The sequence below is a fragment of the Corynebacterium sp. FDAARGOS 1242 genome (assembly GCF_016889985.1).
Lineage (GTDB): Bacteria > Actinomycetota > Actinomycetes > Mycobacteriales > Mycobacteriaceae > Corynebacterium > Corynebacterium minutissimum_B.
Genome location: NZ_CP069568.1, coordinates 2128682 through 2149475, shown reverse-complemented (window position 1 = coordinate 2149475; position 20794 = coordinate 2128682). Strand labels below are relative to the sequence as shown.

General features: G+C 60.6%; 16 protein-coding genes and 1 tRNA gene. 9 read left to right on the top strand and 8 right to left on the bottom strand.

Annotated elements, in window-relative coordinates:
* Window positions 1–16: 16 nt before the first annotated feature.
* Window positions 17–2374 (bottom strand): DEAD/DEAH box helicase, encoded by a 2358-nt coding sequence (locus I6J72_RS10255; protein ID WP_204100504.1) that lies wholly within the window; start codon window positions 2372–2374, stop codon window positions 17–19.
* 106 nt (window positions 2375–2480) lie between these two features.
* Between I6J72_RS10255 and I6J72_RS10250 the strand changes: the two genes are divergently transcribed.
* Window positions 2481–2684, top strand: coding sequence for a cold-shock protein (locus I6J72_RS10250; protein WP_039673371.1), 204 nt, complete (start codon window positions 2481–2483; stop codon window positions 2682–2684).
* On the opposite strand, the gene I6J72_RS10245 is transcribed toward I6J72_RS10250, so the two are convergent.
* Window positions 2681–3274: a DedA family protein gene (locus I6J72_RS10245; protein ID WP_370552172.1), complete on the bottom strand. Its 594-nt coding sequence runs from the start codon at window positions 3272–3274 to the stop codon at window positions 2681–2683. The two genes, I6J72_RS10250 and I6J72_RS10245, sit on opposite strands and share 4 nt — an antisense overlap.
* A gap of 200 nt (window positions 3275–3474) precedes the next feature.
* Here I6J72_RS10245 and topA point away from each other — a divergent pair, with 200 nt between their 5' ends.
* Window positions 3475–6405, top strand: coding sequence for a type I DNA topoisomerase (topA, locus tag I6J72_RS10240; RefSeq protein ID WP_204099104.1), 2931 nt, complete (start codon window positions 3475–3477; stop codon window positions 6403–6405).
* A gap of 533 nt (window positions 6406–6938) precedes the next feature.
* Here topA and I6J72_RS10235 read toward each other — a convergent pair.
* Together I6J72_RS10235 and I6J72_RS10230 are read right to left on the bottom strand one after the other, a co-directional pair.
* Window positions 6939–8330 carry a DUF418 domain-containing protein gene (locus tag I6J72_RS10235; protein WP_204099103.1) on the bottom strand — a complete coding sequence of 464 codons (1392 nt, stop codon included), beginning with the start codon at window positions 8328–8330 and terminating at the stop codon, window positions 6939–6941.
* A gap of 33 nt (window positions 8331–8363) precedes the next feature.
* Window positions 8364–9896 carry an adenylate/guanylate cyclase domain-containing protein gene (locus I6J72_RS10230; protein ID WP_204099102.1) on the bottom strand — a complete coding sequence of 511 codons (1533 nt, stop codon included), beginning with the start codon at window positions 9894–9896 and terminating at the stop codon, window positions 8364–8366.
* On the opposite strand from I6J72_RS10230, the gene I6J72_RS10225 reads away from it, so the two are divergent.
* From I6J72_RS10225 to I6J72_RS10215, 3 genes are all read left to right on the top strand, one after another.
* Window positions 9895–11142: a DNA polymerase III subunit delta' gene (locus I6J72_RS10225; protein ID WP_083311809.1), complete on the top strand. Its 1248-nt coding sequence runs from the start codon at window positions 9895–9897 to the stop codon at window positions 11140–11142. The genes I6J72_RS10230 and I6J72_RS10225 overlap by 2 nt on opposite strands.
* A 102-nt stretch (window positions 11143–11244) precedes the next feature.
* Window positions 11245–11320, top strand: a tRNA-Thr gene (locus I6J72_RS10220).
* A gap of 195 nt (window positions 11321–11515) precedes the next feature.
* The gene (locus I6J72_RS10215; protein WP_034969882.1) at window positions 11516–12031 is read left to right on the top strand and encodes a ClbS/DfsB family four-helix bundle protein; all 516 of its coding nucleotides are present in this window, start codon (window positions 11516–11518) and stop codon (window positions 12029–12031) included.
* Here the strand turns inward: I6J72_RS10215 and I6J72_RS10210 are convergent.
* The 4 genes from I6J72_RS10210 to I6J72_RS10195 all read right to left on the bottom strand — a co-directional run bounded on the left by I6J72_RS10210 (window position 12000) and on the right by I6J72_RS10195 (window position 15268).
* Complete coding sequence (locus tag I6J72_RS10210) at window positions 12000–12905, bottom strand: recombinase family protein (protein ID WP_255562225.1); 906 nt, start codon at window positions 12903–12905, stop codon at window positions 12000–12002. The genes I6J72_RS10215 and I6J72_RS10210 overlap by 32 nt on opposite strands.
* Before the next feature lie 5 nt (window positions 12906–12910).
* On the bottom strand, window positions 12911–13468 hold the full coding sequence (locus I6J72_RS10205) for a DUF4442 domain-containing protein (RefSeq protein ID WP_232751635.1): 558 nt from the start codon (window positions 13466–13468) through the stop codon (window positions 12911–12913).
* 165 nt (window positions 13469–13633) lie between these two features.
* On the bottom strand, window positions 13634–14872 hold the full coding sequence (locus I6J72_RS10200; protein WP_070511267.1) for an MFS transporter: 1239 nt from the start codon (window positions 14870–14872) through the stop codon (window positions 13634–13636).
* On the bottom strand, window positions 14873–15268 hold the full coding sequence (locus I6J72_RS10195; RefSeq protein WP_070537291.1) for a hypothetical protein: 396 nt from the start codon (window positions 15266–15268) through the stop codon (window positions 14873–14875).
* A 231-nt stretch (window positions 15269–15499) separates the two neighbouring features.
* Between I6J72_RS10195 and I6J72_RS10190 the strand changes: the two genes are divergently transcribed.
* The 4 genes from I6J72_RS10190 (at window position 15500) to nagE (ending at window position 20684) form a co-directional block, all read left to right on the top strand.
* Window positions 15500–16378: a hypothetical protein gene (locus tag I6J72_RS10190; protein WP_204099101.1), complete on the top strand. Its 879-nt coding sequence runs from the start codon at window positions 15500–15502 to the stop codon at window positions 16376–16378.
* Window positions 16379–16500: 122 nt separating this feature from the next.
* Window positions 16501–17667 carry an N-acetylglucosamine-6-phosphate deacetylase gene (locus tag I6J72_RS10185; protein WP_204099100.1) on the top strand — a complete coding sequence of 389 codons (1167 nt, stop codon included), beginning with the start codon at window positions 16501–16503 and terminating at the stop codon, window positions 17665–17667.
* 34 nt (window positions 17668–17701) lie between these two features.
* On the top strand, window positions 17702–18463 hold the full coding sequence (gene nagB, locus I6J72_RS10180) for a glucosamine-6-phosphate deaminase (RefSeq protein ID WP_070669680.1): 762 nt from the start codon (window positions 17702–17704) through the stop codon (window positions 18461–18463).
* A 64-nt stretch (window positions 18464–18527) separates the two neighbouring features.
* Window positions 18528–20684 carry an N-acetylglucosamine-specific PTS transporter subunit IIBC gene (nagE, locus tag I6J72_RS10175; protein WP_204099099.1) on the top strand — a complete coding sequence of 719 codons (2157 nt, stop codon included), beginning with the start codon at window positions 18528–18530 and terminating at the stop codon, window positions 20682–20684.
* Window positions 20685–20794 lie beyond the last annotated feature (110 nt).

Here is a 20794-nt window from a genome sequence, read left to right as displayed (position 1 = left end):
GAAGCTGCAGCTCTGCTTATTTCGTCATCGTGACCAACGCGCCGAGGAGTGCGACAGCGCCTGCCTTATCCAGCGGGTTGTTGCCGTTGCCGCACTTGGGGGACTGCACGCAGGACGGGCAGCCGGACTCGCAAGGACAGGAGCGCACGGCCTCAAAGGTGGCCTCGATCCACTCGGGGAAGCGGCGGAATCCTTCCTCAGCGAAGCCGGCACCGCCGGGGTGGCCGTCGTAGACGAAGACCGTGGGCAGGCCCGTATCCGCGTGTTGTGCGGTGGATACTCCGCCAATGTCCCAGCGGTCACACGTGGCAATGAGCGGCAGCAAGCCAATGGCGGCATGCTCGGCTGCATGCAGAGTGCCCGGTGTGCGCCCCGCGGTGACTCCCATCGCTGCGAGTGCCAGCGGATCGATGGTGTAGGCCACCGCGCGGGTCACCAGGCGCTGCTCTGGAAGGTCGAGGGGAACGTCCTCACCCACGGAGCCATCGGGAAGCCTGACCTGGTAGCCGGTTACCTTGTCGGTTACCTCGACCTCTAGGTTTGCTACCCACAGGCCCGGAGCGTAGTTCACTAACTCGTCGGCCTCGCGGAGGATACGGATGTCCGTCGTGGACTTCGGCTGCGTGGTGTAGTCAGGAGTCTTGGGTTCGGCGAGGGCCACGCCCGGTTCGGCGGATGCTGTGCCATCAGCGCCGCCAAGCTGTAGGTCCTCGATGACGAAGCTTTCGCCGCGGTGAAGGTACACCGCGCCGGGATGCACCTGGCTCACGGCGCGGGCGGCATCGATGGTGCCGAGGAGGCGGCCGTCGGAGGCATCGACAATCATGACCTCTTCGCCTGACCCGCCGCGCAGGGAGACAGCCGCATGCGCGGTCTCCGGGGTAAGGTCAGCCGAGCCGGCAGGTAGGGGAGCAGCGAACCAGCCTTGGGGGCGGCGGCGCAGCAAACCTTGCTGGGCTAGGTCCTCGACCACGGCTTCAGCCTGGAAAGCGGCAATGTCGGCGTCAGACAGTGGCTTTTCCACCGCCGCGCAATAGGCGTGCCCGCCCAGGATATAGGGGTTAGCCGGGTTAAACACGCTCGCTTCGACTGGCCGTCCCAACAGCGCTTCCGGGTGATGCACGAGGTAGGTGTCCATCGGCTCATCGCGGGCGACAAGTACGACGAGGGAGCCCTGCCCGCGGCGGCCCGCGCGGCCAGCCTGCTGCCAAAAGCTCGCCACAGTGCCAGGGAAGCCAGCCGTGACTACGGCATCAAGCCCGCCGACGTCGATGCCAAGCTCCAGCGCAGATGTCGTGGCCACACCAAGTAAGGAGCCGTCGTCGAGGGCTTGCTCCAGCGCGCGGCGGTCTTCGGCCAAGTAGCCGGCACGGTAGGCGGCAATGCGCCGAGCGAAATCGGGACGGCCCAACCGGCCAGAAAGCTCCTCCGCTGCCCGTAACGCCGTGGTTTCTGCCGCTCGTCGCGAGCGCACAAACGTCAACGTTCGCGCTCCCTGCGCCACTAACGCGGCCATCATCCAGGCCGCTTCCGTGGTGGCAGCACGACGCACCGGCGCGCCGTTTTGCCCCTCGATGCCCTCCATAAACCCGGGCTCCCACAAGGCCACGGTCCGCGCACCTGTCGGCGCGCCATCCTCAGTGACAGCGAGCATATTCCGTCCCGTCAGCCGCAGCGCGTGGGCGGCGGGATCCCGCATGGTGGCCGAGGCGGCAATAATCACCGGCCGCGAGCCATAATGCGCGCACAGGCGCAAAAGTCGGCGCACGACTAGTGCCACGTTTGCCCCAAACACGCCGCGATACGCGTGTGCTTCATCGATGACGATGAACCTTAAATGCCGCAGCACGCGCGCCCAGCGTTGATGCGCGCCCAACAGGGAGGAATGGATCATGTCCGGGTTAGAGAAAATGAACCGCGCGTGGTCGCGGATGCCGGCGCGTGCTTCGGTGGGGGTATCGCCGTCGTAGGGGGCGGGGTGGACGTCGTGAAGCGCGGCGATACCCTGCGTGAGCTCCAGGACCGCACGCAATTGGTCCGAACCCAGCGCTTTCGTCGGCGTGATATACAGCGCGCAGGCAGTAGGGTCCTGCGCCAGGCGGGTAAGAATGGGCAGGCGATAGCCTAGGGATTTTCCCGAACTCGTCCCCGTTGCCACCACCACGTCCTGACCAGACCACGCGGCCTCCGCCACCGCGACTTGGTGAGCATAGAGCTTGGCGACGCCCTGTTCCTCCAACGCCGCCCGCAACTCCGGCAGGATCCACTCAGGCCACGGCGCATACTGGGCAGGCTGGGCCGGCAGGGTCGTGGAGTGCGTCAGCTCAGATTCGGCGAAGCGCTCGACAAGAAGCTCGACGAGCTCCTCGCCCATAGGGTTTTCACTCACGCTCGCCTCCACATTTCAGCCACGCATTCCCAAAACGTGGCACACTAGTGCAACAGATTGAGCATTGTATATCCGCAAAGGACAACTCTTCATGGCATACGGTACCGTCAAGTTCTTCAACGCCGAAAAAGGTTATGGATTCATCGAGCAGGAAGACGGCTCCGGCGATCTCTTCGTGCACTACACCGAAATCCAGGGCACGGGTTTCCGTACGTTGGAAGATAACCAGCGCGTTTCCTTTGAGGTCAGCGACGGCCCCAAAGGCCCGCAGGCCACTCACGTCGAGACGGTCTAGGGAGTTTCCGCGTAGCCGCGGCGGGTATCCCACCATTCCATGAGCTTGTTCTGTCCTTTTTGCAGGCCGAAGCCAATAATGACCGCGGCGATGATGGAAATAATCATGGCGATGGCCGGCGAGCCCGAAAAAGCTACGCCGCCCAGGTAACCAATGGCTAGTGCTTGAGCTACCCACATCAAAACACCGATGGTGTCGAAGAAGAAAAACAGCGGCCAGGGGTAGCGCATGGAGCCCAGCAGGATCGTCATGAACAGGCGGGCCGAGGGGATAAAACGCGCAATGATGATGGCCGCACCACCGCTGCGCCGAATGTTGCGCTTGACCCACGTTAAGGCGTCGTAGGCCTTGGTGCCTTTTTGGGCTCTATTAATAAGGGTAATAAGCCGCGTGCCCAAAAGGAAACACAAGTTATCGCCCAAGATGGCGGCCACCATGGCGGTGAAAAACATCGTGGGCAGGTGCGGGAAACCTTGCGAGCCAGACCAAGCGCCCACCATGTTGAGGGGGATTTCCGAGGGCAGCACAGGGAAGAAGCAGTCGAAGAAAATCAGGGTGCCCACCAGCGGATAAATCCACTGGGTGGCCATGATGACCTCGAACCATGCGGTAATAGAAGCAATCACGTCTTCTCCCTGCGTCACGCTGTAGGGGCCTTTCTCAGACGGCAAGTATAGACCCCTCACGTGTGGACGCACAGTGGCCTCAATAACTACAGTGAGCCTTTATCTGTGTACGCTAGGGGCAATTGCCCAGCAGAGGGTTAGCCATCGGAAGGGATGAAGCAGAAGTGGCAGAAGGTACCGGCCCGGGGAAGACCCTGGTCATCGTCGAGTCAGCAACCAAGGCGAAGAAGATTCAGCCTTACCTCGGCGATAAGTACATCGTTGAGGCCTCCGTCGGTCACATCCGTGACCTTCCGCGTGGCGCTGCCGACGTCCCCGCTAAGTACAAGAAGGAATCCTGGGCGCGCCTCGGTGTGAACCCGGAGGATAACTTCACCCCGCTGTATGTCATCAGCCAGGACAAAAAGAAGAAGGTTGCTGACCTCAAAGCCAAGCTGAAGCAGTGCGATCAGCTCTACCTCGCAACAGACCCCGACCGCGAAGGCGAAGCCATTGCCTGGCACCTGCTGGAAGTACTCAAGCCTAAGGTGCCGGTGCGCCGCATGGTGTTCAACGAGATCACCAAGTCCGCCATCCTGGAGGCCGCGGAGAACACCCGTGAGCTCGACGCCGATCTTATCGACGCCCAGGAGACCCGCCGCATCCTCGACCGCCTCTACGGCTACGAGGTCTCCCCGGTGCTGTGGAAGAAGGTTATGCCGCGCCTGTCGGCTGGCCGCGTGCAGTCGGTGGCTACCCGCGTCATCGTCGAGCGCGAACGCGAGCGCATGGCGTTCATCCCGGCCGAATACTGGGATCTCACGGCAACGCTGAAATCCACGCCGGATTTCGATGCGCGCTTGAGCGCCCTCGACGGCAAACGTGTCGCTGCTGGCCGTGACTTCAACGATAAGGGTCAGCTGAAGGGCGACGAGGTGGTCGTCGTCAAGCAGGCTCAAGCGGAGCAGCTGGCCAGCGCGCTGGAAGGCTCCACCATGACGGTGGCCAGCGTTGAGCACAAGCCGTATTCGCGCAAACCTTCCGCACCGTTTATGACCTCGACGCTGCAGCAGGAGGCTGGTCGGCGCCTGCACTACACCTCGGAGCGCACCATGCGCATTGCGCAGCGCCTCTACGAGAACGGTCACATTACCTATATGCGTACCGACTCGACCTCCCTGTCCAAGCAGGGCCTGAGAGCTGCGCGTGAGGCGGCAACGTCCATTTTCGGCGCCGAGTTCGTGGCAGATGGCCCGCGTACCTATGACCGCAAGGTGAAGAACTCACAGGAAGCCCACGAGGCCATCCGCCCTGCAGGTGAGCGTTTCGCAACCCCGGGCCAGCTGGCAGGGCAGCTCGACGCCGAGGAGTACAAGCTCTACGAGCTGATTTGGAAGCGCACCGTGGCATCCCAGATGGCCGATGCCAAGGGCACGTCCATGAAGGTCACCGTGCAGGCATCTGCCGATGGCCACGACGTGGACTTCTCCGCCACCGGCCGCACGATTACCTTCCCGGGCTTCCTCAAGGCTTATGAAGACGTTGCGGCGAAGGGCTCGAACGAGGAGTCCCGCCTGCCGCACCTCAACGAGGGCGATACGCTCACGACGTCCGCCGTTACTGCCGACGGCCACTCCACCAACCCGCCGGCGCGCTATACCGAAGCCAGCCTGGTGAAGAAGATGGAAGATTTGGGCATCGGCCGCCCGTCGACGTACGCCTCCATCATCAAGACCATCCAGGACCGCGGCTACGTGCTCTCTCGTGGCAACGCGCTGGTACCCTCGTGGGTCGCCTTCGCCGTGGTGGGCCTGCTGGAGAACAACTTCACCGAGCTGGTGGACTATGACTTCACCTCCTCTATGGAGGACGAGCTGGACTCCATTGCCGCCGGCCGTGAGAACGGCACGGAGTGGCTGAACAACTTCTACTTTGGCAACACTGAAGCAGGTGAGCAGAAGGCTGCGTCTATTGCCCGCCACGGCGGCCTGAAGTCCCTGGTGGACATCAACCTAGAGGCTATCGATGCCCGCCAGGTCAACTCCCTGCGTCTTTATACCGACGCGGAGGGCCGCGATGTCTTCGTGCGCGTGGGCCGTTATGGTCCTTACATTGAGCGCGCCGTGGGCACCAACGAGGACGGCACGGTGGAGTACCAGCGCGCTAACCTCTCCGAAACCGTCACCCCGGATGAACTCAATGAGGCTTTGGCGGAGAAGCTCTTTGCCACCCCGCAGGGCGGGCGCGAGCTGGGGCAGAACCCAGAAAATGGCCGCACCATCGTGGCCAAGGAAGGCCGCTTTGGCCCGTACGTCACCGAGCAGGTACGTGAGGACGAGCGCGAGAAGGCCGAGGCTGAAGCCGAGGAGATCGTTAAGCAGGAACGCGCCGCCGAGGACGCCCAGCGTGCTGCCGAGGGCAAGCGTGCGAAGAACTGGGAGACTAAGACCGCGGCGAAGCAGAAGGAAAAGCGCATTGCTGAGTACATCGAGGAAAAACTCAAGCCGGGTACGGCCTCGCTGTTTAGCTCCATGGAACCGGCCAGCGTCACCCTTGAGGAAGCCCTCAAGCTGCTGAGCCTCCCGCGTGAGGTAGGCGTGGACCCGTCGGATGGCGAGGTCATCACCGCTCAGAACGGCCGCTACGGCCCGTACCTGAAGAAGGGCAAGGACTCGCGGTCTTTGGCCAACGAGGATCAGATCTTCTCCATCACCTTGGATGAGGCGCGCCGCATCTACGCGGAGCCGAAGCGCCGTGGCCGCGCGGCCGCACAGCCGCCGATTAAGCAGCTGGGTGACAATGACGTTTCCGGCAAGCCGATGACGGTCAAGGACGGCCGCTTCGGCCCGTACGTCACTGACGGCACGACGAATGCTTCGCTGCGCCGTGGCGACGATCCGGAGCAGCTTACCGACGCCCGCGCGAACGAACTCCTCTCCGAGCGCCGCGCCAAGGAAGCCGCCAACGGTGGCACGAAGAAGAGCACCAAGAAGTCGACTAAGAAATCGACGAAGAAGGCCACCAAGAAGTCGACGCGCAAGGCGACCAAGAAGTCGACGAAGAAGCCTTCTCCGGGCACGAAGAACGTGGTCAAGGCCGGATCGCGCAGGAAGTAGCTAGGCCATGAAGACCAGCTTCGCGCGCGACATGCTGGACCGTACCCAGGAAGGCACTGCGGCTCTTTTGCGCGCGGTGGGCCCAGCCTTTACTGGTCGCGATCACTTTACCCTCGGTGCGCTCGCCGCGGGGGAGACCGCCGCATGGTCGGGCCTGTTTACCTGGCGCACGCTGGGCACCGCGACGACGGTTGCAGCCCCTGTGGCCTTGGCCTTGCGCCCCGACTGCTCGCCAGAGACCCGTGTGGGACTGGTGGCAGCTGCTCTGGGCCAAGCCTCCAAGCGCGGTAAACCAACGACGTTCGGGGTGACGTGCGTGAGTGTGCAATACGCCTCCTTCGCGTGGGCGCTGCGCGATGCGCGCAATGATGCGACGGGTTGGGCTCTGCGCGCTGGCGCGTGGGCGGCTGGCATCGCGCTACCTCGTACTCGCAGCGAGCGCCTCGCTACGGCTGTCGCTGGAATCCCGACGGCTGCGCTTTCCGCGCTAGCCGGTGACCCAGCCTTGCGTGCTGCCGAATCTGCGCAGGGGATTAGCCACGGCGCCAATCTTCTTCTGGCCTCTGAGGCTGCGACGGTGGCCCGAACGCGTGCGGTGCAGCTCCCTGTTGCGGGAAAGACTGTGGGAAAGCTCCTGGCTGTGGGCCAGTCGGCGGCCCAGACGGTAGGCCTGGTGCTGCTGGTGGATGGCCTGGCGCGGAAGGCACAGGGTTAGACACAGCCCCCAACTCCGGGCGCATCGTCTTGCCATAAGACAAGCGGCGGTGGACCCACTCGAAAGGACCAGGCTTGCCTGCGGCCTCAAGCGCGCAGGCGATGAGAAGCGTTGCTAGCCACACGACGGCGGCCAGCGCTGCCTGACCCGCGGCGCTGAACTCGGGTCCAATGTCGAGCGTGAAGGGGTAGACCAGCGCCAAGAAGAACACGGACTGCAGTACATAGCCGGTCATGGAACGCTTACCCAGCGCAATCAACGGCCATAGGAACCATGGGCGCGCACCACGACGCTGCAGGGGTTCCAAGGCAAGTGTCGCCGCCGCCACGATGCCCGGCCCAGTGAGCATACCGATGAAGCTATTTGCTGCGTTGAGAGGCTCCGCCAGTGCCGGATCAATGAATCCGCTGGCGGCCAAGCCCCACGGCAGACCGATGAAGAGAATGATGGCCGCGGTAATCGCCGTCCAGATCCAAAGCTCGCGGCGGTGTCCGCCCGCCAGCGTGCCGCGGCGCGCCCATACGAAGCCGACGAGCATCACGGGCAGCACAATGAAGCCGGTGAAGGGCATTGAGAGGAGCTGGGCGACCACCATGAAGGCTTGTTCGCCCAGCAACTCCCAGTAGTTTTGTGCGGAGGAGAATGCGCCAACATCAACCGTCGAGGTATCAATGAACGCGGAACCAATCCCCATGCCGATACCGATCAATACTGTGAGCCCGAAGAGCACATAGGCCACGATCATGAGGACTCTATCGGAGAGGGAAAGTACGAGCGCGATGAGAATGCCCATCATTCCGTACAACATCATGATGTCTCCCATAAACAGGAAAAGACAGTGCAGTGCTCCAAACAGCGCTAAGAACCCGTAGCGCTTCACAATCACCGTCCGCGCGCGGCCTAGCGGGAAACCTCGCCGCCACAAGCTCATCGCGATAAGCCCCACACCGAAGCCCAGCAACGTGGAGAACATCGGCAGGCCACGCACGTGGACGAACATGGCGGCAAAGACCACATAGATTTTGTCCGCGAGGGTCTCGACACCGCCAAAGTAGGCGTCAGGCCCCTCACCGCTGGTGGAGATCCACCCAGTGGTGATGTTGGCTAGAGCGATGCCCAGCAGGGCCATGCCGCGAGCGACATCGGGGACAAGGAGGCGAGGACTCGAAGTCTGGCGTGGTGGATGGGGCTGGTGTGGCTGTTGGAGCATGGCCTCGAAGTTACCAGAATCACAAGAGCCTATTTATCCTTGGGCGCGCTCCGCCAGAGTCGGGCGAATCGGGCGTGCCAGCTGCGTCATACGACGGCGCCCGCGCAGCTCAATGGACTTCATGAGTGTCCAGCGCGCTTGCTCCGCCTCATTAGCTCCGCGCAGCGTGGCGGAGTTGGTGAGCACCTGGCCTGGGGTGTCCTTGGCCAGTTCAGTCAGGCGAGCGGCTTCATTGACGGCGTCACCAATCACGGTGTACTCAAAGCGGTCCGCACCACCAATGTGGCCGGCCACCACGTGGCCCGCAGCTACGCCGATGCCTGCCTGCAGCTGCAGACCGCGCAGCTCCTGGCGCAGCTCGCGGGCAGCTTGTAGCGCCATAGAGTTGGCGTCATAGACCGTGAGTGGTGCACCGAAGACGGCGAGGGCGGCATCGCCCTGGAATTTGTTGATGATGCCCTTGTTGCGGTGCACGACCTCCACGACGTGCTCGAAGAACTTGTTAAGTTCCTCCACGACCTCCTCCGGGGTGTGGTTGACCGCGAAGGTGGTGGACCCGATGACGTCGATAAACAGCACCGCAACCTTGCGGTCCTCGCCGCCGAGTTCCGGGCGTTCCTCCAGTGCACGCTGGGCCACCTCAGTGCCGACGTAGCGGCCGAAGATATCGCGCACGCGCTGGCGCTCGCGCAGCCCACGCATCATCTCGTTAAAACCAGCCTGCAGCACGCCGAGCTCGGAACCATCGTAGATATCCACCTGGACATCGGTCTCACCGCGGCGCACGCGGTTAATGGCGTCCTGTAGCTCCAGGATGGGGTCCACCACGCTCATCATGGCGAACATGGTGCCGATAAGCCCCGTACCTAACGCGGTGATGCTCAGCGCGATGATGGCGGGAATAATATCGGAGGTTTCGGTAGTGAACATCCCCATCTTCTGGCCGACGTGGACCAAGATGATGCCGATGAGCGGGATACCGGAAGTCATGAGCCACGTGGACATCAGGCGGTACTTAATCGGCGGCTCCAACGTCGAATCCTCGAAGCGCCGCGCCACGGCCTCCGCCGCGACGGGCCGCACGAGGCGCTCTGCCTGCAGATAGGTAAGCAACACCACGAGCGCACCGGCCAGCGTGGAGGACACTCCTACCACGATTCCCAGACGCGCTGATTGCTGGCCAGCAAGCACCACCGCCAGGATGATGCCGAGGAACCACACCATGGCGGCCACACCAGCCTGGTAAATGGGGATGCGCAGCACCAGGTTGCGCACCATGTTGGGGTCGTGGGCCGTCGGGTTGCGTTGCCAATCCAGTACCGGCCGGAAGATGCGCAGCGTTACCGCAATGCCAATGATGACGGCGAAGATGACAAAGAGTGAACCGTAGGTCCACAGGTGCGGGGTATCGGAGATGAACTCCGAAATCTCCGGCATGGGGAGGAAGAAGACCACAAAGGTCATAATCGCGATGGCGCCGATGATGTTGGCGCCCAAGACGAGCGCGGCGTACATCGGCCATTGGGTGCCCCACAACCAGCGGGCGCCACGCATCAGTCTGTTCATGGTTACACACTTTAGTTATCCCAGTAGGCTTGAGCGAGTGAACACCTCCAGCGTTGCTACAAGGCTTGCCGACGCCCCCTCCGTCGCCCACACCATCCTCAGCGCTGCCCGCGCGGCGCGGGGCGAGGGCGACCCGCGCGCGATGAGCCATTCCTGGCTGTTTACAGGCCCTCCCGGTGCCGGGCGCTCGCTGGCCGCGCAGTGCTTCGCGGCCGCCCTCATGTGTACCTCTGCTGATGAGAACGGTGACCCGGGCTGCGGGCGCTGCCCGTCCTGCCAGAGCGTCCTGGAGAATCACGAGCACACCGACTTGGTCTACGTGGACCCAAAGGAACAGTTCATTACCGTGGGCGAGGCCCGTGATGTCATCGGGCGCGCGGCCAGCCTGCCGAGTGTCGCTCCCTGGCGCGTGGTCATCTTCAACAAGGCAGATCGCCTCCGCAACGAGGCCGCCAACGCTCTGCTGAAGACCGTGGAGGAGCCCCCAGAGCGCACCGTCATCATTATGGTGGCACCCTCAGAGGACCCGGAGGACTTCTCGGTCACTCTGCGCTCCCGCTGCCGGCACCTTTATATCCCGGCGCCGAGTGTGGAGGGCGTCGTTAAGCAGCTCGTTGCCGAAGGCGCCAGCGAGGATGACGCGCGCCTAGCCGCCGTGACCACCCTGCGCCACGTGGGGCGTGCGCGACACCTCGTCAAAGACCCGGCCGCACAAAAGCGCCGTGCCATGGCCATCAACCTGGCTGAGGACGTCTTCCACGGCTCCCAGGCCTTCCAGTCTGTCACCGCGTTGCTGAAATTCATTGAGAAGGACGCTAAGGACTCCCACGCGGAGGCAGAGGAGGCGGAGCGCTCCAAGATTGAGCAATCCTTCGGCGTTGGTGCCAAAGGTAAAGGCGCGGCCAAGGCACAGCGCGACGCCCGCAGTGCCCTGAAGGACCTGGAGGATCTCCACAAGAAGCGCGCTAAGCGCCGCATTGCTGACGGCCTCGACATCGCCCTCGTGGATCTCGCCGGCATTTACCGCGATGCGCTCATGCTCAAAGTTGGCGCTGAAGTGGAGATGACCCACCCGGACTTCGCGGGCCTAGCCGGTGAACTTGCTCAACGCGTGAGCGAAGACGGCCTGCTGGCCGCCCAGTCCGCTATCCGCACCTGCCGCGAGCAGCTGCCGCAGAACGTCACGCCGCAAGTGGCTTTCGACGGCATGGTGGGCCGCCTGCGCCTGGCCTGTGGCGCGCGCTAACCAGCACGTGTGCTGCGTGCACACTACAGGTGATAGCCCGATTTCTTTATCAGCCCAGGCCTAGGCTAAACTCTCAGGCGGTGCATATACACACTGCATCGTGCCGCCTTAGCTCAGTCGGTAGAGCATCTCACTCGTAATGAGAAGGTCGCGAGTTCGATTCTCGCAGGCGGCTCCACTTAGACGTCGGATTTGATAAGTACCCTTTTGCGTTAGCGAGTATCGCTTAGGGGGGGGTGTGAAAAATCGCTTGCGTTAGCGGGTTTGGGTTTTGCGTTAGCGGGTATCTTGTTTGCCCTAGTAAAATGCGTATTCAGGGTTTAACGCGCTAACGAAGCGTTAAACCTAAGGCCGTTTCACGAGGAGGTGTGTGGTGAGATCGTATGCGTCCGGCGATGAACTAGCCGCAGAGATTACTAAGCGTGGCGAACTTTTTATCGGCGAGTTCGTAGGCGTTCCTGGCGATGGTTGGGACCGGCTGGTTGACGGTGTTGACCGCACGCCCCGGCAGATGATCGCCTACCAGCTTGGCTGGATGGAATTACTGCTCGGCTGGGAACGTGACGAACAAGCCGGTCTTGACGTGGTGACTCCGGCACCTGGTTTTAAGTGGAATCAACTGGGCGGATTGTATGAATCGTTCTACCAACGCTGGGAGCAGGTATCTACTGAGGATTTGATCGACAGGTTCAAGATCCTGCTTGGTGAGATAGTCAAAATGGTGGGCGGTCTAACCGAATCAGAATTGTTTAGTTCGGGTCAGCGTGCGTGGGCTTCTTCCACCCCGTCGGCGTGGCCGGTGTGGAAATGGGTGCATATCAACACCGTCGCGCCATTTACGACGTTTCGCACCAAAATCAGGAAGTGGAAGAAACTGGCAGCCTGCTAGCAATAGGCACGGTGATTTCAGTGCCGATTCTGAAGACGAACTGGATCTCGTTGGCTCCGATAACGGCATGGTCGATAAGCGCTGTCCACTGGGATGGTTGAAAATGCTGGATGGGCTTGTCGGCCAACTGGGTGTAGGCGGTTTTGATCGCAGTGGCCTTGGCACTCTTGGCAGCAATCTCGGCCTCGATGGCTTGTTTGCGGCCCAGGGTTTTCTGGTATCGCGCTTCTAGCTGGGTGTAGCGGGCGAGGTATTGGTCCTGGTCTTGCGCTACCCGCTGATTTTCTGCAACCAATGATTCAATCTCGCTGGCAAGAGCGCGGATTTTCTCGTCTAGGCGCTTGGACTCCGCTTCGAGCTGGTCTGTATTAAACATGGCGTCGATGACCTGTGGTAGGTGGCTTTGTCCGCGATATTGTTCAGCCAGCTGGTTTAGCGCGGCGAGGAACGCGGTCTGGATTTGCTCATCACGCAAGGTAGCGGTCTGGCAGGGACGGGGATGGTCGTATTTTTGGTTGCACCGCCAGATCGTGTGCTTGTATTTAGTGTTGGATGCCCAGGTTTTGCGTCCGTACCAGGATCCGCAATCTGCGCATTTGAGTCGGCTGGCAAATAGGCCGATTTTGGAGCTGTTGGTTGCGTGGCGGGTGGCCAACTCGTATTGAACCTGATCCCAGACGGGCGCATCAATAATCGGCTCGTGGTTTCCGGTGACGTAGTATTGCGGGACTTCGCCCTCGTTTACTTCGATTCGTTTGGTTAGGAAGTCAGCGGTGAACGTTTTCTGGAGCAGGGCGTCGCCTTTATATTTCTCATTGGTCAAGATGGAGCGCACGGTTGAGGTGGACCAGTTGGTTTTACCTCGCGGAGTCAAAGGGCTCAAAATGGCTTCAAAGCACTAGATAAACACAGCACAAGAATTTCGGGAAGCACCCTCAGTAGTCCAAGCGTCACTAGCCAGCGTCTGTGGCCAAGTGCAGCTTGTTTCTGCTTGCGCCGGTAATAGACTTGGCGGCGCACATGAGCGACGACATCGCCTTCCTCATCGATGATGTCCACGTCGAACCAATGCAAATACTTCTCACCGTTGGCCGTCTTTTCTTCGATGAGCGCGTAAGTCTCCTCGGGGATACGCATATCGGCGGTGACCGTGCCGCGGCCGGGTTTCAGGTACTTAATCTCACCAGCGGCATCCCAGATGCGGTACTCCTTGCCCAGTCGATGCATGGACGCAAGCATGAAGAACGGGTCCGTCATGGCGGAGAGCGTGCCACCGAAGGCAACACCCATGGCGTTCTTGGTCAGCATGTTTGGCCTGTGGCTGACAACGACGCGAGTGCCGTCATCAGCAAATTCTTGGATCTTGATGCCAGCGCCCAAGAAGGGCGGCCAGAATCCCATGAAGCGCTTGAGCTGGCGTGCAGAAAAGCGGGCCATGAGGAAAGCTCCGTATGAGTTGTGGGGGACAGGTGGGCTAAATGGCGCCAACTCTACCGTTACGGGATAGGGGATAGTTTCGGTCCGTAGCGTGCCGTTTGCCATGGTGACATTTGGCTATATCTCCAGATAACTGGCGAAGTAGATTTACTACAAAATTAATTGCTATTTGCCGTCGTTGCCTTGGTTACCGGAGTCACCGTACATGGTGGTCTTCAGTGTTGGGCCCGTAGTGAGGATAGAGGTGCCAAACCCTGATACGACAAGGGCCGCAGCTGGGCCAATGGCACTTACAACAGGTGCCCCGATGATGTATCCAATAAGCATTGCGGAGCTGTTAATTGAACCCATCGTAGAAAGGGCTTTGGGTTTCACTTCATCAGGTACGGATCCGACAACGACTATTCGTAGTGCGGCTACCTGAGCGGCATTGCAGACTCCGCCCAGGAGGAAGCATGGGATGCAGAGCCATAATGAGGGGAATAGTCCAGGTAAAGCTATGAAACACCCCATAGCGAATCCTGCCCCGGTCAGGACCTTCTCGGCGTTCTGTGAGTGAAGGCGAGCTGAAAGCCGTGCTCCAAAAATGCGGCCCACGATAAATGCTTGGGCAATGATGGCATATAACGTACCGCTGACGTGGAGGGTCTGTGTCGCATAGAAGACAAGCGAAACGTTGAAAATCGAGGTGCAGATAATTGCTCCCCAAATGCTGGTTAACGCGGACCGAGCGCTTCTATTCTTCAACAAAAGGGAAGGTGCTTCGAGGACCTTCTGGAGAAAACTCGGTGAAGAGTCTTTGGTTTCAGGATGCCGCAATGATTTCTGGGGCGAGGATTTATAAAGGAAATAAAAAGCAAGCAGCGAGACCCCAACGGCGCAGGCTTCAACGAAGAGCGCTGTCTGCAGGTTTCTTTGGTCCAGTAGTAATCCACCTAGAGGCGGTCCAAGGAATCCGCCGCCAAGTCGGGCTGTATCTAAGAGGGAGAAGGCTTTCGCCTGCTGACCTTCGCCGACCTGAGAATCAGCGATGGTGAAAATGGATGGAATTGACAGGCCGCTTAAGCATGCGGTGACGAGGTTTCCAAGAATGAGGATCGAAGGCTCTGGATAGGCCGCCATTGATAACAAGCCCAGAAGATCCAAGAAAAGCGCAGCAAGCGCAATGTGATAGCTGTTGAATGTGTTGAAGAGCGGAGTCAGAAAGGGGACTGCAAAAACTTGAGCGCAAGTACCCGAGATGAAGATGCTTGCCACCAACAGTTCGCCTTTGTTGAGTTCGGCGAAGTGGAGTGAAATCGAGAGGCTGGTCATTGACCCGCACACTGACAATAAAAAATATGTGGTGGTCAGGGTGTAGATAGATAAAAACCCTTTGCCACCACTATTTCTTGGAGGATGCATTTAGGCTGACTTTATCCAATGCTCAATTGAAATATCGTCTTGGTGCACTCCCATTGAGCTGAACATATTCGAATGTCGAGCGTCCTGAAATACGCTTTTCTTTTCTTTGAAAAATCCCATGTCGTACCAAGCGACTCCGAAGTGGACAACCGCGCTTCCATCTTCGAGGACTTCCTTGATGACGAACTGCCAATCGTATGGTCCTGGGACTTTTGGACCTCTTTCTGCCAGGCGGGCGTCGGACACCTCGAGCTGATAAAGGCACTTGTCCAAGGATTCTGTGTCAGAGAGTCGGATTGAAACTTTGCTTTCAGCAACCGCTTCTCGGCCTTGAACTCTGGATGGAGTCGAACCTCCTACTGTTACTATTTCTGGAAGTGTTTCAAATATGAACATGATTACTCCTGGGTGTGATAGTTATGACATTAGATAGAATAGTGATGTGCACAACACATTACAAGGGAGTGGGGAAAGAAGCGATCTTTCTGAAGATTTGTGGCGTCACTTTTTTACACCTCTAGACCTGTATGCCCCCGCTTCAAATGGAGGCAGGTCATGCTCTGTGTACAGGAAAAAGTAGCGCTAGCGCTAGTGTCTTTCGCTCTTGTGAACTTCAAAATGTAGAGCATGAAAAAGTTTGTGATTGGCATAATTGCTGTAGTAGCCGTGATTGTCGTGGCGTTTGTCGGGTTTGTGGGATTCATGCAGTGGGTAGACGCAGATAGCGTGACCGGTGATGACGGCGTGGCTGCCGGCTATAGCGCTGAGACAGGTGGCCCGCTGGAAGCATCGTTTGCGGGCGAGGGGCCGCACGAGGTCGACGTGCGGCGCGACGGCGACGTAACCGTTGCAGCACCAACGGGTGCGGGACCGTTTCCAGCGGTGGTCATGGCTAACGGCACGAACACGCCATTGAGCAGCTACCTACCCGTGGCGGAGCATCTGGCTAGTTGGGGCTTCGTGGTTGTCGGCGATGAGACTCCCCAAACCGGAACCGGGGAGAATGTCGTGCACTTAATTGAGCGCTTGCCGGAACTGGAATCCCGTGTGGACCGATCGCGGGTCGGTATTTTCGGACACTCACAAGGTGGTGCTGGTGCGATTAACGCTGCGGCACAAGTGGAGGTAGCAGCTGTGTATGCGGCGAGCCCGGCGTCCCACAAGGTGGCACAGTCCAATGACTGGGACTACACCACCGCGGACGTCAAGGCGCCGCTGTTCTTGATGACGAGTGATGGCCGCTCGGACCGCTGGCTTGTCAGCCCGTGGTCAGACCTACAGGAGAACTTTGACGCCGCCGGTGGGCCGGTGATCGGTGCACGGCGGCTGGGCGCGGACCACAAGGACGTCCTTGAGTTCGGGAATGGTTATGCCACCGCGTGGTTCCGCTACATCCTCACTGATGATTCTGATGCACGAGATGTATTCGTTGGCGCTTCACCGACGGACGCTGGTGAGTTGGCGAACAACGAGCTCTGGGACCGAGTAGATACCCGCGGTTGGTAACTCGCAGCACCCCATGCGGTGCACCCGAAACATTCACAAAAATCGACAGCCCTGATAAATTTCAAATGAATTATCAACCGGGCTGCGCCACGCCAGCCTGTACAAGCAGAATCGAATGAGTCATGCAGGCAGAGGCAACTAAGATTCAAGGCCACGTGGAAGGCCTCTACATCGATGAGAACTTCGAGCTGCGCGCCGGGGCCGTCACGTTCGAGGAGAGTATTGAGGGCATAAAGCTTGGCGACGTCCCCGCAGCCGAGGCCGCCTGGCGCGCCGGGGACCCAGATGTGTTGCTGTGGGTACCCGGTTTCGTGGACCTGCACAACCACGGCGGCAACGGCGGGGGATTCCCCAATGGTGCCTATGAGCAGTGCCTGGCCGCCGCCCGTTTCCACCGCGCGCACGGCACCACGACGTTGCTGGCCAGCTTGGTTTCCGGTACCCAAGAAGAGCTGTGTGCCCGGGCCGAGCTTTTGGCTCAGCTGGCTGAAGAAGACGAAATCGCCGGCATCCACATGGAGGGCCCTTTCATCGCCGCGGCCAAGTGCGGTGCACAAGACCCTTCGCGCATCGTGCCAGGTGACCCGGACTTCTTCCGTGCAGTCATCGCCGCGGCCCGCGGCCACCTGCGTTCGATTACCTTTGCGCCGGAAACGGAAAACGCTGACAAGCTGCTCGAAGTCTGCGCGGAGCAGGGCATCATCGCCAGCTTGGGCCATACCGAGGCCGATTATGACACCACGCTGAAGGTTATCGCTAAGGCCAAGGAGCTCGGCGTCACCGTGACCGGCACGCACCTCTTCAACGCCATGCCACCTATCCACCACCGCGCGCCGGGCCCGGTCGCGGCTTTGCTCACCGCAGCGAAGGCGGGGGATGTGGCCGTCGAGCTCATCGCCGATGGCGTGCATCTTGTTGACGGCGCCGTGGACATGGCTCACAGCCACCGCGCCTTCGCCATCACTGATGCCATGGCGGCCGCTGGAATGGCTGACGGTGACTATGAATTGGGCTCCCTTCCCGTCACGGTGAGCGGGGGAGTAGCGCGCGTGCCCAGCGGCGCTATCGCGGGTGGTACGTCCACCTTGGCCCAGCAATTCGCCAGCTTTGCCGCGCGACATGGTCTGGGCGAGGCAGTGCGCTTTACCTCCACCACGGCCGCCGATGTGTTGGGGTGCAAGGAACTCGGCCGCATCGCGGTTGGTGCACGCGCCAACCTGGTGGGCCTTAATGCCCAGCTGGAACCGGTACGAGTCATTGTCGGTGGTACCGAATTTATAAACTCTTAAAACAACACTCTCGCTCACATCAGGAAGGCAGATCATGGACATCCTTATCCGCTCCACCCCAGCCGAGGTCGCCGTAGCGGCTGCCGATATCCTCGCAAGCTACGCCAACAATTCCGCCACCCTGGGCCTGGCCACGGGGTCCACCCCGGTGGCCACGTACAAGGAGCTCATTGCCCGCCACGAGCGCGGCGAGGTCAGCTTCGCAGGCAGCCGCGCTTTTCTTCTCGACGAATACTTAGGCCTCGCCCCCGAGCATGAGCAGTCCTACTACGCCACCATCCGCCGTGACTTCACCAGCCACGTCGACTTTGACGACGCCCTGGTGAAAAGCCCAGAAGGCAACGCCACCGACCCCGTGGCGGCGACGGCCGCCTATGACCAGTCCATCCGGAATGCCGGAGGCGTCGATGTCCAGTTGCTCGGCATTGGTGCTAATGGCCACATCGGTTTCAACGAGCCGTCGAGCTCCCTGACGTCCCGCACCCACGTGGTGGCGCTGCACCCGCAGACCGTGAAAGATAACTCCCGCTTCTTCGACAACGAGGAAGACGTTCCGCGCCACGCGCTGACGCAGGGCCTCGGCACAATTAGCGAGGCCCGCCACCTGCTCCTCATCGCCACCGGCAGCAATAAAGCCAAGGCCGTGCACGCGATGGTCGAGGGCCCACTTTCAGCGCACTGCCCTGGCTCGGTACTGCAGCTGCACCCGCGCGCGACCGTCATCGTTGATGAAGCCGCTGCCTCCCTCCTGGAGGACCGCGAGTACTACCTCTACGCGGACCAGAACCGTCTGTAGGAAAACTTCAGCCAGACTCTCTTTCTAATTTCATACTTCTCCCTTTCAGAAAGGACTCTCCCTTATGAAATTCAATGTGATGGGGCCGCTGCAGCGGCTCGGAAAAGCCCTCATGGGTGCCGTGGCGGTGCTGCCCGTCGCGGCAATTCTCAGTGGTGTCGGCTACTGGATCTCCAGCGCCGCTGGTGCGGATAATCTCGCCGCCCAGCTGCTCATTAGCTCCGGTGACGCAGTGCTGGCAAACCTGGGCTGGATCTTCGCCATCGCCATTTCCTTCGGTCTGGCTAAAGATTCCAACGGTGCCGCCGCGCTCTCTGGTTTCCTGGCCTTTGCTACCTTCATGAAACTGCTGGGCCCCGACGCCGTGGCCGGCTACCGCGGCATTGAAGACCCCACGGCGCTGACTGGTGATGAGGCCCTGCAGTGGGCCTCGGAAGGCTGGAACGCCGTGGGTGGCGGCAACGTCCTCTTCGGCATCCTTGCCGGCATCATGGCGGCCTGGGTATATAACCGCTTCCACGGCACCAAGCTGCCGGACTTCCTCGCGTTCTTCTCTGGACGGCGCCTCGTGCCGATTCTGACCGCGATCTTCGCCATCGTGGTCTCCGGCATCCTCTACTTCGTGTGGCCGTTCATTTACCACGCGCTATTCAACTTTGGTGCCTCCATCCAGGGCCTTGGTGCGGCGGGCGCTGGTATCTACGGCGTGGCCAACCGCCTGCTCATCCCGACCGGCCTGCACCACGCTCTAAACTCCGTCTTTTGGTTTGATGTCATCGGTATCAATGACATTGGTAATTTCCAGAGCGGCCAGAAGACCATCGAGGCAGCAGCCGCTGCCACCTCCGCCGCTGACTGCCCGGGTATTTGGGCTAACGGCCAGTGCACGGTCGAAGGCGTTGTGGGCCGCTACCAGGCTGGATTCTTCCCCGTCATGATGTTCGGTTTGCCGGGTGCGGCGCTTGCCATGTATCTGCGCGCGGATAAGAGCAAGCGCAAGGTCGTCGGCTCGCTCATGGCCGCTGGTGCTCTGGCCTCCTTCTTCACCGGCGTGACCGAGCCGCTGGAGTTCTCCTTCATGTTCGTCGCCCCGCTGCTCTACGTGGTGCACGCGCTGCTCATGGGCCTCTCGGTCTTCATTGCTGCGGCCATGGAGTGGACCGCCGGCTTCGGTTTCTCCGCGGGCTTTGTGGATATGCTGCTTTCCTCGCAGAACCCGCTGGCGAACAAGTGGTACATGCTGTTGGTGATGGGCATCGCTTTCTTTGCCCTGTACTTTGTCATCTTCTACTTCCTCATCGGCTGGCTCAACCTCAAGACCCCGGGCCGCGGTGAGGACGATGCCGCAGCAGAGTCCACGGAGGATTCTGTCAGCGGCGATGACAAGACCGCTCGCGATGCTGCCCACATCATCGAGGGCCTGGGCGGCAAGGACAACATTGATTCCCTGGACTACTGCACCACGCGCCTGCGCGTTGGCGTGAAGGAGCGTGCGCTTGTCGACGACTCCGTGATCAAACGCGCCGCCGTCTCCGGCGTCATCCACCCCTCCGCGAAGAATGTCCAGGTCATCGTCGGACCGGCAGTCCAGTTCATGTATGACGAGGTCAGCCACCAGCTGCGCCACGGCTCCCCGGCTTTGGCCACTGCTGGCGCTAAGAGTGCCGTGGGTACTGGAGCCAGCGTGCCTGCCAGCGCCGAGGGCGCCAGCAACAGCAGCGCTTCTTCTAGCAATTCCCACGTCGAGGCTGAAAGTATTGACGTGCGTGCCCCGTTCGCCGGAGACGTCGTCGAGCTCTCCCAGGTCCCGGATGCGTCCTTTGCTCAAGGCATGGTCGGTGACGGTTTCGCGGTGATGCCGGATGCCGTCGATGCCTTCGACGTCTGCGCCCCGGTAGACGGCACCATCACAATGGTCTTCAAGACGCGCCACGCCTTCGGCATGAAGACCGCGGATGGGCTGGACCTGCTCATTCACATCGGCATCGACACCGTGGAGCTCAAGGGCGAAGGTTTCACCGCCCTGGTCAAGAAGGGCGATACCGTCACCGCCGGCACGCCGATCATCGCGGTGGAGGCGCAGAAGCTACGCGAGCGCGGCGTCAACCTCATCACCCCGGTAGTGTGCCCGACGGCCAAGCAGGTCGCCGGCATCGACATTGCTCGCGAGGGCCATACCCAGCCAGGCAAGGTCGCAGCAACCGTCAAGCGCAGCAGCTAACCTGATTCGGCTTAACCCAGACATAAAACTGCCCTAGTTGCCAAAACCAGCGGTGTTCCATGCGCTGAGGAGCGAAGGTTTTGGCAACTCGGGCAGTTTTGGCTCGGAGG

Bases quoted from the DNA above. Each gene is read 5' to 3' on its own strand.
- I6J72_RS10200 (WP_070511267.1), bottom strand. From the start codon at position 14,872: ATGCATCCTCCAAGAAATAGTGGTGGCAAAGGGTTTTTATCTATCTAC.
- nagB (WP_070669680.1), top strand. From the start codon at position 17,702: ATGGACATCCTTATCCGCTCCACCCCAGCCGAGGTCGCCGTAGCGGCT.
- I6J72_RS10195 (WP_070537291.1), bottom strand. From the start codon at position 15,268: ATGTTCATATTTGAAACACTTCCAGAAATAGTAACAGTAGGAGGTTCG.
- I6J72_RS10190 (WP_204099101.1), top strand. From the start codon at position 15,500: ATGAAAAAGTTTGTGATTGGCATAATTGCTGTAGTAGCCGTGATTGTC.
- I6J72_RS10225 (WP_083311809.1), top strand. From the start codon at position 9,895: ATGGTTACACACTTTAGTTATCCCAGTAGGCTTGAGCGAGTGAACACC.
- I6J72_RS10255 (WP_204100504.1), bottom strand. From the start codon at position 2,374: ATGGGCGAGGAGCTCGTCGAGCTTCTTGTCGAGCGCTTCGCCGAATCT.
- I6J72_RS10235 (WP_204099103.1), bottom strand. From the start codon at position 8,330: ATGCTCCAACAGCCACACCAGCCCCATCCACCACGCCAGACTTCGAGT.
- I6J72_RS10185 (WP_204099100.1), top strand. From the start codon at position 16,501: ATGCAGGCAGAGGCAACTAAGATTCAAGGCCACGTGGAAGGCCTCTAC.
- I6J72_RS10230 (WP_204099102.1), bottom strand. From the start codon at position 9,896: ATGAACAGACTGATGCGTGGCGCCCGCTGGTTGTGGGGCACCCAATGG.
- I6J72_RS10250 (WP_039673371.1), top strand. From the start codon at position 2,481: ATGGCATACGGTACCGTCAAGTTCTTCAACGCCGAAAAAGGTTATGGA.
- I6J72_RS10205 (WP_232751635.1), bottom strand. From the start codon at position 13,468: ATGGCCCGCTTTTCTGCACGCCAGCTCAAGCGCTTCATGGGATTCTGG.
- I6J72_RS10245 (WP_370552172.1), bottom strand. From the start codon at position 3,274: ATGGCCACCCAGTGGATTTATCCGCTGGTGGGCACCCTGATTTTCTTC.
- nagE (WP_204099099.1), top strand. From the start codon at position 18,528: ATGAAATTCAATGTGATGGGGCCGCTGCAGCGGCTCGGAAAAGCCCTC.